This window comes from Frigoribacterium sp. PhB116 (assembly GCF_004364285.1).
GTDB lineage: Bacteria > Actinomycetota > Actinomycetes > Actinomycetales > Microbacteriaceae > Frigoribacterium.
Genome location: NZ_SOBE01000002.1, coordinates 180,156 through 195,153, shown reverse-complemented (window position 1 = coordinate 195,153; position 14,998 = coordinate 180,156). Strand labels below are relative to the sequence as shown.

The 14,998-nt window shown below is 67.7% G+C and carries 22 protein-coding genes; all 22 read right to left on the bottom strand.

Going from position 1 to position 14,998, the window contains the following annotated elements; genetic code table 11:
* Positions 1-99 precede the first annotated feature (99 nt).
* The 22 genes from rplE to EDF20_RS07235 all read right to left on the bottom strand — a co-directional run bounded on the left by rplE (position 100) and on the right by EDF20_RS07235 (position 14,897).
* The gene (gene rplE, locus EDF20_RS07340; protein WP_123547695.1) at positions 100-687 is read right to left on the bottom strand and encodes a 50S ribosomal protein L5; all 588 of its coding nucleotides are present in this window, start codon (positions 685-687) and stop codon (positions 100-102) included.
* Entirely contained in the window at positions 687-1,046 is a 360-nt protein-coding gene (gene rplX / locus EDF20_RS07335) for a 50S ribosomal protein L24 (protein WP_133738230.1), read from the bottom strand. The genes rplE and rplX overlap by 1 nt, the downstream gene beginning before the upstream one ends.
* 3 nt (positions 1,047-1,049) lie before the next feature.
* A complete protein-coding gene (gene rplN, locus EDF20_RS07330) occupies positions 1,050-1,418 on the bottom strand; it encodes a 50S ribosomal protein L14 (RefSeq protein ID WP_043593350.1) in 369 nt (122 codons plus the stop codon).
* A 34-nt stretch (positions 1,419-1,452) separates the two neighbouring features.
* Entirely contained in the window at positions 1,453-1,749 is a 297-nt protein-coding gene (gene rpsQ / locus EDF20_RS07325; protein ID WP_133738229.1) for a 30S ribosomal protein S17, read from the bottom strand.
* Positions 1,749-2,081, bottom strand: coding sequence for a 50S ribosomal protein L29 (gene rpmC / locus EDF20_RS07320; RefSeq protein WP_123547692.1), 333 nt, complete (start codon positions 2,079-2,081; stop codon positions 1,749-1,751). Before rpmC ends, rpsQ begins: the two co-directional genes overlap by 1 nt.
* A complete protein-coding gene (rplP, locus tag EDF20_RS07315) occupies positions 2,081-2,500 on the bottom strand; it encodes a 50S ribosomal protein L16 (protein ID WP_043593355.1) in 420 nt (139 codons plus the stop codon). Before rplP ends, rpmC begins: the two co-directional genes overlap by 1 nt.
* A 2-nt stretch (positions 2,501-2,502) precedes the next feature.
* Entirely contained in the window at positions 2,503-3,282 is a 780-nt protein-coding gene (gene rpsC, locus EDF20_RS07310; RefSeq protein ID WP_123547691.1) for a 30S ribosomal protein S3, read from the bottom strand.
* Positions 3,282-3,674, bottom strand: a complete 393-nt coding sequence (rplV, locus tag EDF20_RS07305; protein WP_123547690.1) for a 50S ribosomal protein L22 — start codon at positions 3,672-3,674, stop codon at positions 3,282-3,284. The genes rpsC and rplV overlap by 1 nt, the downstream gene beginning before the upstream one ends.
* Positions 3,675-3,698: 24 nt before the next feature.
* On the bottom strand, positions 3,699-3,980 hold the full coding sequence (gene rpsS, locus EDF20_RS07300) for a 30S ribosomal protein S19 (RefSeq protein ID WP_123547689.1): 282 nt from the start codon (positions 3,978-3,980) through the stop codon (positions 3,699-3,701).
* A 12-nt stretch (positions 3,981-3,992) separates the two neighbouring features.
* Positions 3,993-4,832: a 50S ribosomal protein L2 gene (gene rplB / locus EDF20_RS07295; protein WP_123547688.1), complete on the bottom strand. Its 840-nt coding sequence runs from the start codon at positions 4,830-4,832 to the stop codon at positions 3,993-3,995.
* Positions 4,833-4,851: 19 nt separating this feature from the next.
* A complete protein-coding gene (gene rplW / locus EDF20_RS07290) occupies positions 4,852-5,151 on the bottom strand; it encodes a 50S ribosomal protein L23 (protein WP_123547687.1) in 300 nt (99 codons plus the stop codon).
* The gene (rplD, locus tag EDF20_RS07285) at positions 5,148-5,810 is read right to left on the bottom strand and encodes a 50S ribosomal protein L4 (RefSeq protein ID WP_133738228.1); all 663 of its coding nucleotides are present in this window, start codon (positions 5,808-5,810) and stop codon (positions 5,148-5,150) included. The genes rplW and rplD overlap by 4 nt, the downstream gene beginning before the upstream one ends.
* A 3-nt stretch (positions 5,811-5,813) precedes the next feature.
* Positions 5,814-6,464: a 50S ribosomal protein L3 gene (rplC, locus tag EDF20_RS07280; RefSeq protein WP_191330343.1), complete on the bottom strand. Its 651-nt coding sequence runs from the start codon at positions 6,462-6,464 to the stop codon at positions 5,814-5,816.
* Between the two features lie 17 nt (positions 6,465-6,481).
* Positions 6,482-6,790, bottom strand: coding sequence for a 30S ribosomal protein S10 (rpsJ, locus tag EDF20_RS07275; protein WP_043593369.1), 309 nt, complete (start codon positions 6,788-6,790; stop codon positions 6,482-6,484).
* A gap of 451 nt (positions 6,791-7,241) precedes the next feature.
* Complete coding sequence (locus EDF20_RS07270) at positions 7,242-8,072, bottom strand: DarT ssDNA thymidine ADP-ribosyltransferase family protein (protein ID WP_133738227.1); 831 nt, start codon at positions 8,070-8,072, stop codon at positions 7,242-7,244.
* Positions 8,073-8,187: 115 nt separating this feature from the next.
* Positions 8,188-9,162: a DNA topoisomerase IB gene (locus tag EDF20_RS07265; protein WP_123547683.1), complete on the bottom strand. Its 975-nt coding sequence runs from the start codon at positions 9,160-9,162 to the stop codon at positions 8,188-8,190.
* Between the two features lie 95 nt (positions 9,163-9,257).
* Complete coding sequence (locus EDF20_RS07260) at positions 9,258-9,470, bottom strand: Rv0909 family putative TA system antitoxin (protein ID WP_123547682.1); 213 nt, start codon at positions 9,468-9,470, stop codon at positions 9,258-9,260.
* Between the two features lie 174 nt (positions 9,471-9,644).
* Positions 9,645-10,838, bottom strand: coding sequence for an elongation factor Tu (gene tuf, locus EDF20_RS07255; RefSeq protein WP_123355166.1), 1,194 nt, complete (start codon positions 10,836-10,838; stop codon positions 9,645-9,647).
* A gap of 126 nt (positions 10,839-10,964) precedes the next feature.
* Entirely contained in the window at positions 10,965-13,079 is a 2,115-nt protein-coding gene (gene fusA, locus EDF20_RS07250; protein WP_123547681.1) for an elongation factor G, read from the bottom strand.
* A gap of 84 nt (positions 13,080-13,163) precedes the next feature.
* Positions 13,164-13,634 (bottom strand): 30S ribosomal protein S7, encoded by a 471-nt coding sequence (gene rpsG / locus EDF20_RS07245; RefSeq protein WP_123547680.1) that lies wholly within the window; start codon positions 13,632-13,634, stop codon positions 13,164-13,166.
* The gene (rpsL, locus tag EDF20_RS07240; protein ID WP_043593380.1) at positions 13,634-14,008 is read right to left on the bottom strand and encodes a 30S ribosomal protein S12; all 375 of its coding nucleotides are present in this window, start codon (positions 14,006-14,008) and stop codon (positions 13,634-13,636) included. The genes rpsG and rpsL overlap by 1 nt, the downstream gene beginning before the upstream one ends.
* 334 nt (positions 14,009-14,342) lie before the next feature.
* Positions 14,343-14,897, bottom strand: coding sequence for a DUF6121 family protein (locus EDF20_RS07235; RefSeq protein WP_133738226.1), 555 nt, complete (start codon positions 14,895-14,897; stop codon positions 14,343-14,345).
* Positions 14,898-14,998 lie beyond the last annotated feature (101 nt).

Sequence of the window (14,998 nt, the reverse complement as noted above, 5' to 3'; positions counted from 1 at the left end):
CGGGTGCCGACCTCGATGATCGGGCGGTCACGGAGCGATTCTCCGTGACCTCAGGGGAACGGTCGGCAACTCCGATGAGGAGTTGCCGACCGGACGATCTTAGTTGGCCTGGTCGGCCGTGCGGAACGGGAAGCCGAGAGCCTTGAGCAGAGCCCGGCCCTCGTCGTCGTTCCGGGCCGTGGTGACGACGGTGATGTCGAAGCCACGGACACGGTCGATGCGGTCCTGGTCGATCTCGTGGAACATGCTCTGCTCGTTGAGGCCGAAGGTGTAGTTGCCGTTGCCGTCGAACTGGCGGTCGCTGAGACCACGGAAGTCGCGGATGCGCGGCAGCGCCAGCGAGAGCAGTCGGTCCAGGAACTCCCAGGCACGGTCGCCACGCAGCGTGACGTGAGCGCCGATGGCCTGGCCCTCACGCAGCTTGAACTGCGCGATCGACTTGCGCGCCTTGGTGACCTGCGGCTTCTGACCCGTGATGGCGGTCAGGTCCTTGATGGCGCCGTCCATGATCTTGCTGTCGCGAGCTGCCTCGCCGACACCGGTGTTCACGACGATCTTGACCAGGCCGGGGACCTGGTGGACGTTCGTGAAACCGAAGTCGCTCTTCAGCTGCGGCAGGATCTCGGCGCGGTACTTCGCCTTGAGGCGGGGCAGCGCGGCCGGCGTGCTCGTGGTGGTGTCAGTCATCAGAGGTTCTCTCCCGACGCCTTGGCGTAGCGGACGCGGACGGTCTTGGTGACGCCGTTCTTCGTGACCGTCTCTTCGCGGAAGCCGACGCGGGTCGGCTTCTTGGTCTTGGGGTCGACGATGGCGACGTTCGAGACGTGGAGGGGGGCCTCGTGCGTCTCGATGCCACCGGTCTTGGTGCCACGCTGCGTCTGGCCGACGCGCACGTGCTTCGTGACGAGGTTGACGCCCTCGACCACGACGCGGTTGCGCTCGACCAGGACCTCGAGGACCTTGCCCTGCTTGCCGCGGTCGCCGCCGCGGGCCTGGGTCGCCCCGGTGATGACCTGCACGAGGTCACCCTTCTTGATGTTTGCCATGACTTAGATAACCTCCGGCGCCAGCGAGATGATCTTCATGAACTTCTTGTCGCGAAGCTCGCGACCGACCGGTCCGAAGATACGCGTGCCACGGGGGTCGCCATCGGCCTTCAGGATCACTGCGGCGTTCTCGTCGAACTTGATGTAGGAGCCGTCCGGACGACGGACCTCCTTCTTGGTGCGAACGATGACGGCCTTGACGACGTCACCCTTCTTGACGTTGCCGCCGGGGATCGCGTCCTTGACGGTCGCCACGATCACGTCACCGAGTCCGGCGTAACGACGGCCGGAGCCACCGAGGACGCGGATGGTGAGGATCTCCTTGGCGCCGGTGTTGTCGGCGATCTTGAGGCGGGATTCCTGCTGAATCACTTCTGTCTCCTTCTACGCGAGCAGACCGCGAGGCCTACTTCGCCCTCTCGAGGATCTCGACCAGGCGCCAGCGCTTCGTGGCGCTGAGCGGACGGGTCTCGCTGATCACGACGAGGTCGCCGACGCCGGCCGCGTTGGCCTCGTCGTGGACCTTCACCTTGGAGGTGCGGCGGATGACCTTGCCGTACAGGGGGTGCTTCACGCGGTCCTCGACCTCGACGACGATGGTCTTGTCCATCTTGTCGCTGGTCACGTAGCCGCGACGGGTCTTGCGGTAGCCGCGGACCTCGACGGCTGCCGAGTCGACCTCGGTCTTGTTCTCGGTGGCCATTACTTCTCCTCGGCAGTCTCGACGGTGTCGGCGGCGGGCGCCTCGTCGGCGGCGGCAGCCTTCTTGGTCGACTTCTTGGTCGCCTTGGGGGCGGCCTCGACCGGGGCGGGGGTGGCACGGATGCCGAGCTCGCGCTCACGCAGGACCGTGTAGATGCGAGCGATGTCGCGCTTCACGGCGCGCACGCGGCCGTGGTTCTCGAGCTGGCCGGTGGCCGACTGGAAGCGCAGGTTGAACAGCTCTTCCTTGGCCTTCTTCAGCTCGTCGACGAGACGCTCGTCTTCGAAAGTGTCGAGCTCGACAGGACGGAGCTCCTTGGAACCGATCGCCATTATGCGTCGCCCTCCTCGCGCTTGATGATGCGTGCCTTGAGGGGCAGCTTGTGGATTGCACGAGTGAGCGCCTCCTTGGCGATCTCCTCGCTGACGCCGCTGAGCTCGAAGAGCACGCGACCCGGCTTGACGTTGGCGACCCACCACTCGGGCGAGCCCTTGCCGGAACCCATGCGGGTCTCGGCGGGCTTCTTCGTGAGGGGACGGTCGGGGTAGATGTTGATCCAGACCTTGCCGCCGCGCTTGATGTGACGCGTCATGGCGATACGAGCGGACTCGATCTGACGGTTGGTCACGTAGGCGGGCGTGAGTGCCTGGATGCCGTACTCACCGAAGCTGACCTTGGTGCCACCAGTGGCCTGGCCGCTACGGCCGGGGTGGTGCTGCTTGCGGTGCTTGACACGACGGGGGATAAGCATGGTTACGCCTCAGCTCCTGTGGTGGCGGGTGCCTTCTGCTCGCGGGGGGCGCGGTCGCTGCCCCCGCGACGTGCACCGTCACGGTCGTTGCGGCGCTCGGGGCGAGACGACTTCTGGTTCGCCTGCTCGCGCGCGAGCTCCTTGTTGGTGATGTCGCCCTTGTAGATCCAGACCTTGACACCGATGCGACCGAAGGTGGTCTTGGCCTCGTAGAAGCCGTAGTCGATGTTGGCGCGGAGGGTGTGCAGGGGCACACGGCCCTCGCGGTAGAACTCCGAGCGGCTCATCTCGGCGCCGCCGAGGCGACCCGAGACCTGGATCCGGACGCCCTTGGCGCCGGCGCGCTGGGCGCCCTGGAGGCCCTTGCGCATCGCACGACGGAACGCCACACGAGCAGCGAGCTGCTCGGCGATGCCCTGCGCGACGAGCTGAGCCTCGGCCTCGGGGTTCTTGACCTCGAGGATGTTCAGCTGGATCTGCTTGCTCGTGAGCTTCTCGAGGTCGCCGCGGATGCGCTCGGCCTCGGCGCCGCGACGCCCGATCACGATGCCCGGACGGGCCGTGTGGATGTCGACGCGGACGCGGTCACGGGTGCGCTCGATCTCGATCTTGGCCACGCCGGCGCGGTCGAGCGAGGTCTTGAGCAGCGTGCGGATCTTGATGTCCTCGGCGACGTAGTCGCTGTAGCGCTGACCGGCCTTGGTGCTGTCGGTGAACCACCGCGACACGTGGTCGGTGGTGATGCCCAGACGGAAGCCGTACGGGTTTACTTTCTGGCCCATTACTTGCTCGCCTTCTTCGTAGCAGCGGCAGCCTCGACCTCATCCGGCGTCGCGAGGACGATCGTGATGTGGCTGGTGCGCTTCAGGATCTGGAAGGCACGCCCCTGGGCACGCGGCTGGAACCGCTTGAGGGTCGCGCCCTGGTCGACGAATGCACGGCTCACGTAGAGGTCCTGCTCGTCCAGGTAGCTGTTGTCCTTGTCCGCCTTGACACGTGCGTTGGCCATGGCCGACGCGACGAGCTTGTAGACGGGCTCGCTGGCGCCCTGGGGCGCGAACTTCAGGATGGCCAGGGCCTCGAGGGCCTGCTTGCCGCGGATCAGGTTGACGACGCGACGGGCCTTCATGGGGGTGACGCGGATGTGACGCACGCGTGCGATCGACTCCACCATTTCTCTCCTCCTTACGCCGCCGCGTTAGCGGCGACGACCCTTCTTGTCGTCCTTCACGTGGCCGCGGAAGGTGCGGGTGGGCGCGAACTCGCCGAGCTTGTGGCCGATCATGCTCTCGGTCACGAACACGGGGATGTGCTTGCGCCCGTCGTGCACGGCGATGGTGTGTCCCAGCATGTTGGGGACGATCATCGAACGGCGCGACCAGGTCTTGATGACGTTCTTGGTGTTGGCCTCGTTCTGCGTGACGACCTTGCGAAGCAGGTGGTCATCGACGAAGGGGCCCTTCTTAAGACTGCGTGGCATCTTCTACAACTCCTACTTACGCTTCTTGCCAGCGTTACGACGGCGGACGATGAGCTTGTCGCTCTCCTTGTTGGGGTGGCGCGTGCGGCCCTCTTTCTGGCCCCACGGGCTGACCGGGTGGCGTCCACCGGAGGTCTTGCCCTCACCACCACCGTGCGGGTGGTCGACGGGGTTCATGGCGACACCACGGACGGTCGGGCGGACGCCCTTCCAGCGCATGCGGCCGGCCTTGCCCCAGTTGATGTTCGACTGCTCGGCGTTGCCGACCTCGCCGATGGTGGCGCGGCAGCGTGCGTCGACGTTGCGGACCTCGCCCGACGGCAGGCGGAGCTGCGCGTAGGGGCCGTCCTTGGCAACGAGACGCACCGAGGCACCAGCCGAGCGGGCCATCTTCGCGCCGCCGCCGGGCTTGAGCTCGATCGCGTGGATGATGGTTCCGACCGGGATGTTCTTGAGCGGCAGGTTGTTGCCGGGCTTGATGTCGGCGCCGGGACCGGACTCGACGATGTCGCCCTGCGACAGCTTGTTCGGCGCGATGATGTAGCGCTTCGAGCCGTCGACGAAGTGCAGGAGCGCGATGCGCGCCGTGCGGTTGGGGTCGTACTCGATGTGAGCGACCTTGGCGTTGACGCCGTCCTTGTCGTTGCGACGGAAGTCGATCACGCGGTACTGGCGCTTGTGGCCACCACCGATGTGACGCGTCGTGATCCGACCGGCGTTGTTGCGGCCACCGCTCTTGGAGAGCGGACGGAGCAGCGACTTCTCGGGCGTGGAACGCGTGATCTCCGCGAAGTCGGCGACCGACGAACCGCGACGACCAGGAGTCGTGGGCTTGTACTTACGAATAGCCATTTTGTTTTCCCTCCGGGCCCTAGCCGACAGCCGTGAAGATGTCGATGGAGCCCGACTTGAGCGTCACGATGGCGCGCTTGGTGTCCTTGCGCTTGCCGGTGCCGAAGCGGGTGCGACGGGTCTTGCCGACGCGGTTCAACGTGTTGATGCTGTCGACCTTGACGTCGAAGATCTTCTCGATCGCGAGCTTGATCTCGGTCTTGTTCGACCGCGGGTCGACGATGAAGGTGTACTTGCCCTGATCGATCAGGGAGTAGCTCTTCTCGGAGACGACGGGCGCGATGATGACGTCGCGGGGGTCCTTGCCGTAGCCGCTCATGCGGTGGCCTCCTTCTTGCTCTTCGAGGCGACGAAGCCGTCGAAGGCGCTCTTCGTGAAGACGATGTCGTCGCTGACGAGGACGTCGTAGGCGTTGAGCTGGTCGAACGTGATCACGTGGACCGTGGGCACGTTGTTGACGCTCTTGCGGGTGAGCGCGTCGTCGCGGTCGATGACGACCAGGACGTGCTTGCTCGACGAGATCGTCGAGAGCAGCTCGAGTGCGACCTTGGTCGACACCGTGTCGGCGACGAAGCCCTCGACGACGTGCACGCGAGCACCGCGGGCACGGTCGGACAGAGCGCCGAGCAGAGCGGCGGCGATCATCTTCTTGGGGGTGCGCTGCGAGTAGTCACGCGGCTGCGGACCGTGGACGATGCCACCGCCGGTCATCTGGGGAGCACGGATCGAGCCCTGACGAGCGCGGCCGGTGCCCTTCTGCTTGAACGGCTTGCGGCCGGCGCCGGAGACCTCGCCGCGACGCTTGGTCTTGTGCGTGCCCTGGCGAGCGGCGGCCTGCTGGGCGACGACGACCTGGTGGATGAGCGGCACGTTCGTGACGACGTCGAAGATCTCGCCGGGCAGCTCGACCGTGCTGGTCTTCACGCCCTTGGCGTCGAGGACGTCCACCGAGGTGGCCGTTGCGTTGATGGTGGCCATGAGCTACTTCCCCTTCACGGCGGTGCGGACGAAGACGATGCGGCCACGAGCGCCGGGGACGGCGCCCTTGACGAGCAGCAGACCCTTCTCGGCGTCGACGGCGTGCACCGTGAGGTTGAGGATGGTGACGCGGTCCCCACCCATGCGACCGGCCATGCGCATGCCCTTGAAGACACGGCTGGGGGTCGACGAAGCACCGATCGAGCCGGGCTTGCGGTGGTTGCGGTGCGCACCGTGCGAGGCGCTGACGCCCTTGAAGTTGTGACGCTTCATGACACCGGCGAAGCCCTTGCCCTTGGAGGTGCCGACGACGTCGACCTTCTGGCCGGCCTCGAAGGTCGCAGCCGTGAGCTCCTGGCCGAGTGCGTACTCGGCGGCGTCGGCGGTGCGGACCTCGGTGAGGTGGCGACGGGGCGTGACGCCCGCGGCGTCGAAGTGGCCCGTGGCGGGCTTGTTCGACTTGCGGGGGTCGATGGGGCCGGCGGCGATCTGGACGGCGCTGTAGCCGTCCTTCTCGAGCGAGCGGATCTGGGTCACGACGTTGGGAGCGATCTCCACGACGGTGACGGGGACGAGCTTGTTGTTCTCGTCCCAGACCTGGGTCATGCCGAGCTTCTTGCCCAGGAGGCCCTTGACGTTCTTGGTGCTGCTGATGGTCATGGTCGCCTCCCCTAGAGCTTGATCTCGATGTTGACGTCGGCCGGGAGGTCGAGGCGCATGAGCGAGTCGACTGCCTTGGGCGTCGGGTCGACGATGTCGATGAGGCGCTTGTGCGTGCGCTTCTCGAAGTGCTCGCGCGAGTCCTTGTACTTGTGGGGCGAACGGATCACGACGACCACGTTCTTCTCGGTCGGCAGCGGCACGGGGCCGACCACCGTGGCGCCCGCGCGGGTGACCGTGTCGACGATCTTTCGCGCGGAGGTGTCGATGACCTCGTGGTCGTACGACTTCAGCCGGATGCGGATCTTCTGTCCCGCCATGTGTGACTCTCTCTCGTTCGGACGTCGCGCACCTCGGGGGCCGCCTGACGCTGTTCGCTGGGCGAACATCTGGCTCTACACGATCTCCGAGGGCTGTCGCCCTCGCGTACCGCTGTTCTGGTGTCAAGCCATCTCGGGAACGATGCGGGCGGCCGCCCGACGGGTTCCGCGCGAGAGGACCTCGGGGAGGTCATCATCGTGTCCACCGTCGCGCAGAGCTCGGCCCTGGCGGTGTTCCTGTGTGAGATGTGTCCTGCTACCCGCGGCCCAGACGTCTTGCGTCTGTGCACTGCCTGGCAGTGATCCGGCACTCGCGCACGGCGAGCTCGGAATGTTGAACTAGACGATTTTGCCACACCTGGGCACAAGCTGCAACCCGGGCGTGTCGCGGATGTCAGCCGCGCTGTCGAGGGGGCCGGACGGGCCCCCTCGGACCTTCCTCAGGCCGTCGTCAGGCCGTCTCGGCGGGGCGGAACCACGGCGGGTAGACCGCCACGCGAGGGGCCGCGCCCCCGGCCTCGACCAGCAGCTGCTTGACCCGGTCGCGCATCTTGTCGTTCGGGACGCCGATCAGCATCACGGAGTCGAGCGGGACGGCGTGCGGGACGAGCACCTCGGGCTCGAGCAGGTCGGGGTCGGCGAGCGAGAAGCGGCGCACCATCGAGGAGGCGGCGTCGACGCCGGCCGCCGAGCGGACCCCCTGCACGGCAGCGTCGCGCTCGGTGACGACGAAGTCGTCCTCCAGCGCGGTCACGGGCACGACGAGCATGACGAAGTCGGTCGCCTTGGCGCCGCGGGCGGCGTCGGACCACTCGTAGCCCTCGGCGCCCGAGCGGAGGACCTCCCACGCAGAGGCGTGCGGCGAGAGGGAGAAGGGCACGTGCGCGGCCACGGCGGCGCCGGAGGCGGTCGTCACGGAGGCGCGGAGGGCGCGTGTCGCCTCGGAGCTCACGTCGAGGACGGGGGCCGCCTCGGCGGCGGGGACGAGCTCGCCGGCGGCGAACACGGCCGGCAGGTTGCTCACGTGGGTCCAGTGGTAGACGCGCTGCGCCTCGAACGCGGGCGCGACGCGAGCGGCGGACTGCGCCGCCACGGCCACGGCTGCGGAGTCACGGGCCAGGGCCGGCGTGCTGCGCAGCGACTCGGGCTTGCGCGAGGGCGCGCGGCGCTTGGTGACCAGCGTCCGTGCCTGCCCGTCAGCGTCGAGCAGGGGCTCCCGCTTGCGCGGTGCGCAGATGTCGCACAGCTCTCGCTCGAAACCGTGGATGCACTCGTCAGTCACTGCAGTTGGTCCTCTCGAGCGCCCGACTCGAACGGACGCAACCCTCTACGGTACGTCATGGGGCCGCCCGCTCGCGACCGCCCGTGGGACGGCCGGGCGCCTCCTCGTCCCCGGGTCATCGGAAGAGCAGCGACCGAACCTCGGACTCGGCCGACCCCAGGCGGCCGGGGTCGATGGTCTCGCCGTGCAGGTAGGCGTCGACGAGACGGGGGTCGACGTACGAGGAACGGGCGACGGACGGGGTGTTGCCGAGGACGTCGGCCGCGTCGCGCATGGCCTGCGACACGGCACCCTTGCGCTTGCCGACTCCCGCCTGCGGGCCCGTCCTCGCGAGGCTGACCGCGGCAGCCACCGTGCCGTGCAGGGTGCGGAAGTCCTTGGCCGTGAACTCGTCCCCGGCACGCAGCTTCACGTACTCGTTGATCTCGGAGGCGTGCAGCGGTCGCCAGGGCGAGCCCGCCTCGGGACGCCAGGCGAGCAGCCGCGACCGTCCGCCGCGTTGCTTGTACCCGCGCACCACCGTCGCGAGGTCGGGGTCGCGGATCTGGGAATCCCAGTCCTGGCCGCTCTTGCCCGGGAAGGCGAGCGAGACCACGTCGCCGGACACCTTCGCGTGCGCGCACAGCAGCGTGGAGAGGCCGTGGCTGCCGTGCTGCTCGGCATACCGCTCCGACCCCACCCGGAGGGACCCGGTGTCGAGCATGCGGAACGCTGCGGCGAGGGCGCGGTCGCGCACAGGCTCGTCGAGGCGCAGGTCGCGGGTCACGAGACGTCGCGCCGCGGGGAGGGACTCGGCCAGGGCGAGAGCTCGGTCGAACTTGAGGCGGTCCTTCTGCTCCCGCCAGGTCGGGTGGTAGATGTACTGCCGACGCCCGGCACCGTCGACGCCCGTCGCCTGGATGTGCCCGTTGGCGTAGGGGGCGATCCAGACGTCCGTCCAGGCGGGCGGGATGCCGAGGTGCTCGCACCGCTCACGGAGCTCGGGATCGGTGACGCTGGAGCCGTCCGCGTGACGGTACGAGAATCCGGCACCGCTCGGGACTCGCGAGAGGCCCGGGGAGCTCGAGTTCGTCCTTCGGAGGCGCGGCATCCGTCGATCGAACCACCGACGGCCTGACCCGCGGTGGGCCGGGGTACAAGCGACGCCCCGTCCCGGAGGGAACGGGGCGTCGCGGATGGCCGGGGCTACTGGTCGCCGATCCTCTTGTCGGCCTGCTCCTTCGCCTGGGCGATCTTGTCGCTGTGCTTGCCCCCGGTGGCCTTGTCGGCGGCACCGGCGACGGCGTCGAGGATCTTGTCGCTGACGCCCTCGGCCTTCTCGCTCTTCAGGGCGTCCTGGACCTTGCCGTCCTTCAGGAACTCCTGGGCCTTCTTGGTGATGTCGTCGAAGCCTGCCATGGTGCGCCTCCTCTGGCCGGCGTCTCCGGCACGCCACCACTCTGCCGCGAAACAGCGATCGACGCACCCCCGTCGTGCCCCCGGTGCACGACGAGAGGGGCCGAGCCCTCTCGGGCCCGACCCCTCTCGGGTGTTCAGGTGGTGCTGGTCGTGCAGGTGCCTGTGCGGCGGGTGCTACTTGACGATCTTGACGACCGTGCCGGCGCCGACCGTGCGGCCACCCTCGCGGATGGCGAAGCGCAGGCCCTCTTCCATGGCGATGGGCTGGATCAGCTGGACGGTGATCTCAGTCGTGTCGCCGGGCATGACCATCTCGGTGCCCTCGGGCAGCGTGATGACACCCGTGACGTCGGTGGTGCGGAAGTAGAACTGCGGGCGGTAGTTCGCGTAGAACGGGTTGTGACGGCCGCCCTCGTCCTTCGAGAGGATGTAGACGTTCGCCTCGAACTCGGTGTGGGGCGTGATCGAGCCGGGCTTGACCACGACCTGGCCGCGCTCGACGTCCTCACGCTTGGTGCCGCGGAGGAGGAGTCCGACGTTCTCACCGGCGCGCGCGTCGTCAAGGGTCTTGCGGAACATCTCGATGGCGGTGACGGTCGTCTTGGACGACTTCTCCTTGATGCCGACGATCTCGACCTCGTCGTTCGGCTTCAGGATGCCGCGCTCGACACGACCGGTGATGACGGTTCCACGACCGGTGATCGTGAAGACGTCCTCGACGGGCATGAGGAAGGGCTGGTCCGTGGCACGGACGGGCTCGGGGACGTTCTCGTCGACCTGGTCCATCAGGTCGGCGACCGTGGCGGCCCACTTCTCGTCGCCCTCGAGGGCCTTGAGAGCGGAGACCTGCACGACGGGGGCGTTGTCGCCGTCGAAGTCCTGGCTGGAGAGGAGCTCGCGCACCTCGATCTCGACGAGCTCGAGGATCTCCTCGTCGTCGACCATGTCGGACTTGTTGAGGGCCACGACGATGTAGGGCACGCCGACCTGGCGGGCGAGCAGGACGTGCTCACGCGTCTGGGGCATCGGGCCGTCGGTGGCGGCGACCACGAGGATCGCGCCGTCCATCTGAGCCGCGCCGGTGATCATGTTCTTGATGTAGTCGGCGTGACCGGGAGCGTCGACGTGAGCGTAGTGACGCTTCTCCGTCTGGTACTCGACGTGCGAGATGTTGATCGTGATGCCGCGCTGCTTCTCTTCGGGCGCGTTGTCGATCTGGTCGAAGGCCGACGCCTCGTTGAGGGTCGGGTACTTGTCGTGCAGGACCTTGGTGATCGCCGCGGTGAGCGTGGTCTTGCCGTGGTCGACGTGACCGATGGTTCCGATGTTGACGTGCGGCTTGGTCCGCTCGAACTTGGCCTTAGCCACTGTGGGTCCTCCTCAGGACTCGGTTGCAGTGGGGCCGGGGGCCGGGTCGATGACCCGGCCTACCGGACACTGCGGATTGGTGTGTGTACATGTTACGCGGTCGAGGAACGGCCGCGAGATTCGGGACTATTCGCCCTTGTTCTTCTGGATGATCTCCTCGGCGACGGCCGAGGGGACTTCCTGGTACGACTCGAACGTCATCGAGTAGACGGCACGACCCGAGGTCTTCGACCGCAGGTCTCCGACGTAGCCGAACATCTCCGACAGCGGCACGCTGGCCCGAACGACCTTCACACCACTGGCGTCTTCCATCGACGAGATCTGCCCGCGTCGCGAGCTGAGGTCGCCGATGACGTCGCCCATGTACTCCTCGGGCGTACGCACCTCGACCGCCATGAGCGGCTCGAGGAGAACGGGCTGGGCCTTGCGAGCCGCCTCTTTGTAGGCGATCGACCCAGCGATCTTGAAGGCCATCTCCGACGAGTCGACGTCGTGCGCCGCGCCGTCGAGGAGCAGCGCCCGGACGCCCACCGTCGGGTAGCCCGCGAGGACTCCGACCTGCATGGCGTCCTGGATGCCGGCGTCGACCGAGGGGATGTACTCCCGCGGGACGCGGCCGCCGGTGACCTTGTTGACGAACTCGTAGGTCGACTCGGCCGTGACCTCGTAGGGCTCCAGGGCGATCTGGATCTTGGCGAACTGACCCGACCCACCGGTCTGCTTCTTGTGGGTGTAGTCGTAGCGCTCGATGCCCTTCTTGAGCGTCTCGCGGTAGGCCACCTGGGGCTTGCCGACGTTCGCCTCGACGTTGAACTCGCGCTTCATGCGGTCGACGAGGATGTCGAGGTGGAGCTCGCCCATGCCCTTGATGACCGTCTGGCCCGTCTCGACGTTGAGCTCGACGCGGAACGTCGGGTCCTCCTCGGCGAGCTTCTGGATGGCCAGCGAGAGCTTCTCCTGGTCGGCCTTCGTCTTGGGCTCGATGGCGACCTCGATGACGGGCTCGGGGAACGTCATCGACTCGAGCACGATCTGCTCGGACGGGTCGCACAGCGTGTCACCGGTGGTGGTGAACTTCAGGCCGATGACCGCGTAGATGTGGCCGGCGGTGACGCTGTCGACCGGGTTCTCCTTGTTGGAGTGCATCTGGAAGATCTTGCCGATGCGCTCCTTCTTGTCCTTGGTCGAGTTGATGACCTGGGCACCCGACTCGATCGAGCCGGAGTACACGCGGACGTAGGTGAGGCGACCGAAGAAGGGGTGCACCGCGACCTTGAAGGCGAGGGCCGAGAACGGCTCGCTCGACTCGGGCTTGCGGATGATGACCTTCTCGGCGTCGCGGACGTCGTGGCCCTCCATGGGAGGCACGTCGAGCGGCGAGGGGAGGTAGTCGATGACCGCGTCGAGCATCGGCTGGACGCCGCGGTTCTTGAAGGCGGAGCCACAGAAGATCGGGTACAGCTCGCTGTTGACCGTCATCTTGCGGACGGCGCCCTTGATCTCGGCGATCGTCAGCTCCTCGCCGCCGAAGTACTTCTCGAGCAGCGCGTCGTCCGACTCGGCGACCGTCTCGAGGAGCTTGGCGCGGTACTCCGCGGCCTTCTCCTTGAGGTCGTCCGGGATCTCCTCGATCTCGTACTTGGCACCCAGCTCGACGTCACCCTTGGAGTCGCCGCGCCACGTCAGCGCACGCATCTCGACGAGGTCGACGACGCCCTCGAACGAGGACTCCGAACCGATCGGGAGCTGCATGACGAGGGGCTTGGCGCCCAGGCGGTTGATGATCGTGTCGACCGTGAAGTAGAAGTCGGCGCCGAGCTTGTCCATCTTGTTGACGAAGCAGATGCGGGGCACGTCGTACTTGTCGGCCTGACGCCAGACGGTCTCGGACTGGGGCTCGACGCCCTCCTTGCCGTCGAAGACGGCGACCGCGCCGTCGAGCACGCGGAGCGAACGCTCGACCTCGACCGTGAAGTCGACGTGACCGGGGGTGTCGATGATGTTGATCTGGTTCTTGTTCCAGAAGCACGTCGTCGCGGCGGACGTGATCGTGATGCCGCGCTCCTGCTCCTGCGCCATCCAGTCCATCGTGGCCGCACCGTCGTGGACCTCACCGATCTTGTGGGTGATGCCGGTGTAGTACAGGATGCGCTCGGTCGTCGTCGTCTTGCCAGCATCGATGTGCGCCATGATGCCGATGTTGCGGACCTTGTTCAGGTCGGTGAGCACGTCCTGTGCCACAGGTTCCTCCGAAGGGGTAGGTGGGGAAAGCGGGAGCCGAGGAGGCGCGGTGCACGTCGTGCGCACACCGCGCCTCCGTGGCTGTTACCAGCGGTAGTGCGCGAAGGCCTTGTTCGCCTCGGCCATCTTGTGAGTGTCCTCACGGCGCTTGACAGCGGCGCCGAGGCCGTTGGAGGCGTCGAGGATCTCGTTCATGAGGCGCTCGGTCATCGTCTTCTCGCGACGAGCCTTGGCGTAGGTGGTGAGCCAGCGGAGCGCGAGCGTGTTCGCGCGGTGCGGCTTGACCTCGACGGGGACCTGGTAGGTCGAGCCGCCGACGCGGCGCGAACGCACCTCGAGGGTCGGGCGCACGTTGTCGAGCGCCTTCTTCAGCGTGACGACGGCGTCCTGGTCGTTCTTGGCGGAGACGCCGGCGAGAGCACCGTAGACGATGCGCTCGGCGAGGCCCTTCTTGCCGTCGAGGAGGATCTTGTTGACGAGCTGGCTGACGATCGGCGCACCGTAGACCGGGTCGGCGACGACGGGGCGCTTGGGCGCGGGTCCTTTACGAGGCATTACTTCTTGTCCTTCTTCGCACCGTAGAGGCTGCGAGCCTGCTTGCGGTTCTTCACGGCCTGGGTGTCGAGGGCGCCACGGACGATCTTGTAGCGCACGCCGGGGAGGTCCTTCACACGACCGCCGCGCACGAGCACCATCGAGTGCTCCTGCAGGTTGTGGCCCTCGCCGGGGATGTAGGCGGTGACCTCGGTGCCGTTGGAGAGCTTCACACGGGCGACCTTGCGGAGCGCGGAGTTCGGCTTCTTGGGGGTGGTGGTGTACACGCGGGTGCACACGCCACGCTGCTGGGGGTTGGACCGCAGGGCGGGGGCCTTGGTCTTGACGACCTTCGGCGTGCGTCCCTTGCGGACCAGCTGCTGGATGGTTGGCACTGGTTCTCCTTGGTTGCGCTCTGCTCTCGGCCGGTGCTGCGCCGTGCAGTGCTCTGCTCTGTCCGACCGGATGGTCGGCGTCCTCGTCTCGTCGGGACCGGGCCGGATGAGGCCCTGCCCCGCCCGGCGACCGCCGCGTGACGAGCACGCGGAACAGCTGGGGGACGGTGTGACCCTGCTCGTGCCGGGTCGTCGACCGTGGTACGAGCGGGATTTTCGGGCGCGCGATGAAGCGCACACCCGATAGAGCATAGCTTCGGACAGGGGGTTAATCAAATGTCTCCGGGCTGCGACGGGACGCCCGGGGCGAACGGCCAGGCGCCTCCCGGCCCGCTCAGCGGGCGGGCTCGGCCCTCGAGAGCAGCAGCGTGCCGAGCACGACGAGGGCGGCGCAGACGACGGCGCCGAGCACGAACGGCGACAGCGCGTAGCGCGCGGCGAAGAGCACCAGCCAGACGACCTCGCCGCGCACCACGGCGTAGCCGACGCTGCCGACGAGCAGCATGACCGCCCAGACGGCGGCGGCTGTGGAGACGACCGCGGGCCAGGGGCTCGGAGGCGCGGGTCGGGGACCGGGGACGCCGCCGCCCTCGTCTCCGGGGCGCGGACCCCGGCGGGCCGGGCGGGCGTCGTGCAGGGGCTGGGCGGGGAAGGTGCCGCGCACCTCCGGCGCTCCCCCGTCGCGGGCGTCGGCGAGCGCGGCCGAGCGCATCAGGGCCAGGAGGACGACGAGGAGGGCGGCACCGCCCATGGCCGGGCCGAGGAAGGGGCCCGCGTCGGGCTCGCCGATGACGTCGCGGTCGAGCAGCAGGCTCTCGAAGCCGGCCGTCGCCACGAGCAGGGCGCCGAAGAGGACGCTCGCCATCAGGGCGTAGACGGCACGGGTCATGAGCCGAGGGTACGCCGCGGAGCATCCCGAGGCGGCGGGCCAGGGCTGTGCGGGCAGCGGACGAGCCCGGCTCCTCCCTGGGGAGGGAGGAGCCGGGCTCT

What these genes read in the sequence shown, in the direction of transcription:
- rplE (WP_123547695.1), bottom strand. Translation starts at nt 687, where the DNA reads ATGACTGACACCACCACGAGCACGCCGGCCGCGCTGCCCCGCCTCAAG.
- rplX (WP_133738230.1), bottom strand. Translation starts at nt 1,046, where the DNA reads ATGGCAAACATCAAGAAGGGTGACCTCGTGCAGGTCATCACCGGGGCG.
- rpsQ (WP_133738229.1), bottom strand. Translation starts at nt 1,749, where the DNA reads ATGGCCACCGAGAACAAGACCGAGGTCGACTCGGCAGCCGTCGAGGTC.
- rpmC (WP_123547692.1), bottom strand. Translation starts at nt 2,081, where the DNA reads ATGGCGATCGGTTCCAAGGAGCTCCGTCCTGTCGAGCTCGACACTTTC.
- rplP (WP_043593355.1), bottom strand. Translation starts at nt 2,500, where the DNA reads ATGCTTATCCCCCGTCGTGTCAAGCACCGCAAGCAGCACCACCCCGGC.
- rpsC (WP_123547691.1), bottom strand. Translation starts at nt 3,282, where the DNA reads ATGGGCCAGAAAGTAAACCCGTACGGCTTCCGTCTGGGCATCACCACC.
- rplV (WP_123547690.1), bottom strand. Translation starts at nt 3,674, where the DNA reads ATGGTGGAGTCGATCGCACGCGTGCGTCACATCCGCGTCACCCCCATG.
- rpsS (WP_123547689.1), bottom strand. Translation starts at nt 3,980, where the DNA reads ATGCCACGCAGTCTTAAGAAGGGCCCCTTCGTCGATGACCACCTGCTT.
- rplB (WP_123547688.1), bottom strand. Translation starts at nt 4,832, where the DNA reads ATGGCTATTCGTAAGTACAAGCCCACGACTCCTGGTCGTCGCGGTTCG.
- rplW (WP_123547687.1), bottom strand. Translation starts at nt 5,151, where the DNA reads ATGAGCGGCTACGGCAAGGACCCCCGCGACGTCATCATCGCGCCCGTC.
- rplD (WP_133738228.1), bottom strand. Translation starts at nt 5,810, where the DNA reads ATGGCCACCATCAACGCAACGGCCACCTCGGTGGACGTCCTCGACGCC.
- rpsJ (WP_043593369.1), bottom strand. Translation starts at nt 6,790, where the DNA reads ATGGCGGGACAGAAGATCCGCATCCGGCTGAAGTCGTACGACCACGAG.
- EDF20_RS07265 (WP_123547683.1), bottom strand. Translation starts at nt 9,162, where the DNA reads ATGCCGCGCCTCCGAAGGACGAACTCGAGCTCCCCGGGCCTCTCGCGA.
- EDF20_RS07260 (WP_123547682.1), bottom strand. Translation starts at nt 9,470, where the DNA reads ATGGCAGGCTTCGACGACATCACCAAGAAGGCCCAGGAGTTCCTGAAG.
- rpsG (WP_123547680.1), bottom strand. Translation starts at nt 13,634, where the DNA reads ATGCCTCGTAAAGGACCCGCGCCCAAGCGCCCCGTCGTCGCCGACCCG.
- EDF20_RS07235 (WP_133738226.1), bottom strand. Translation starts at nt 14,897, where the DNA reads ATGACCCGTGCCGTCTACGCCCTGATGGCGAGCGTCCTCTTCGGCGCC.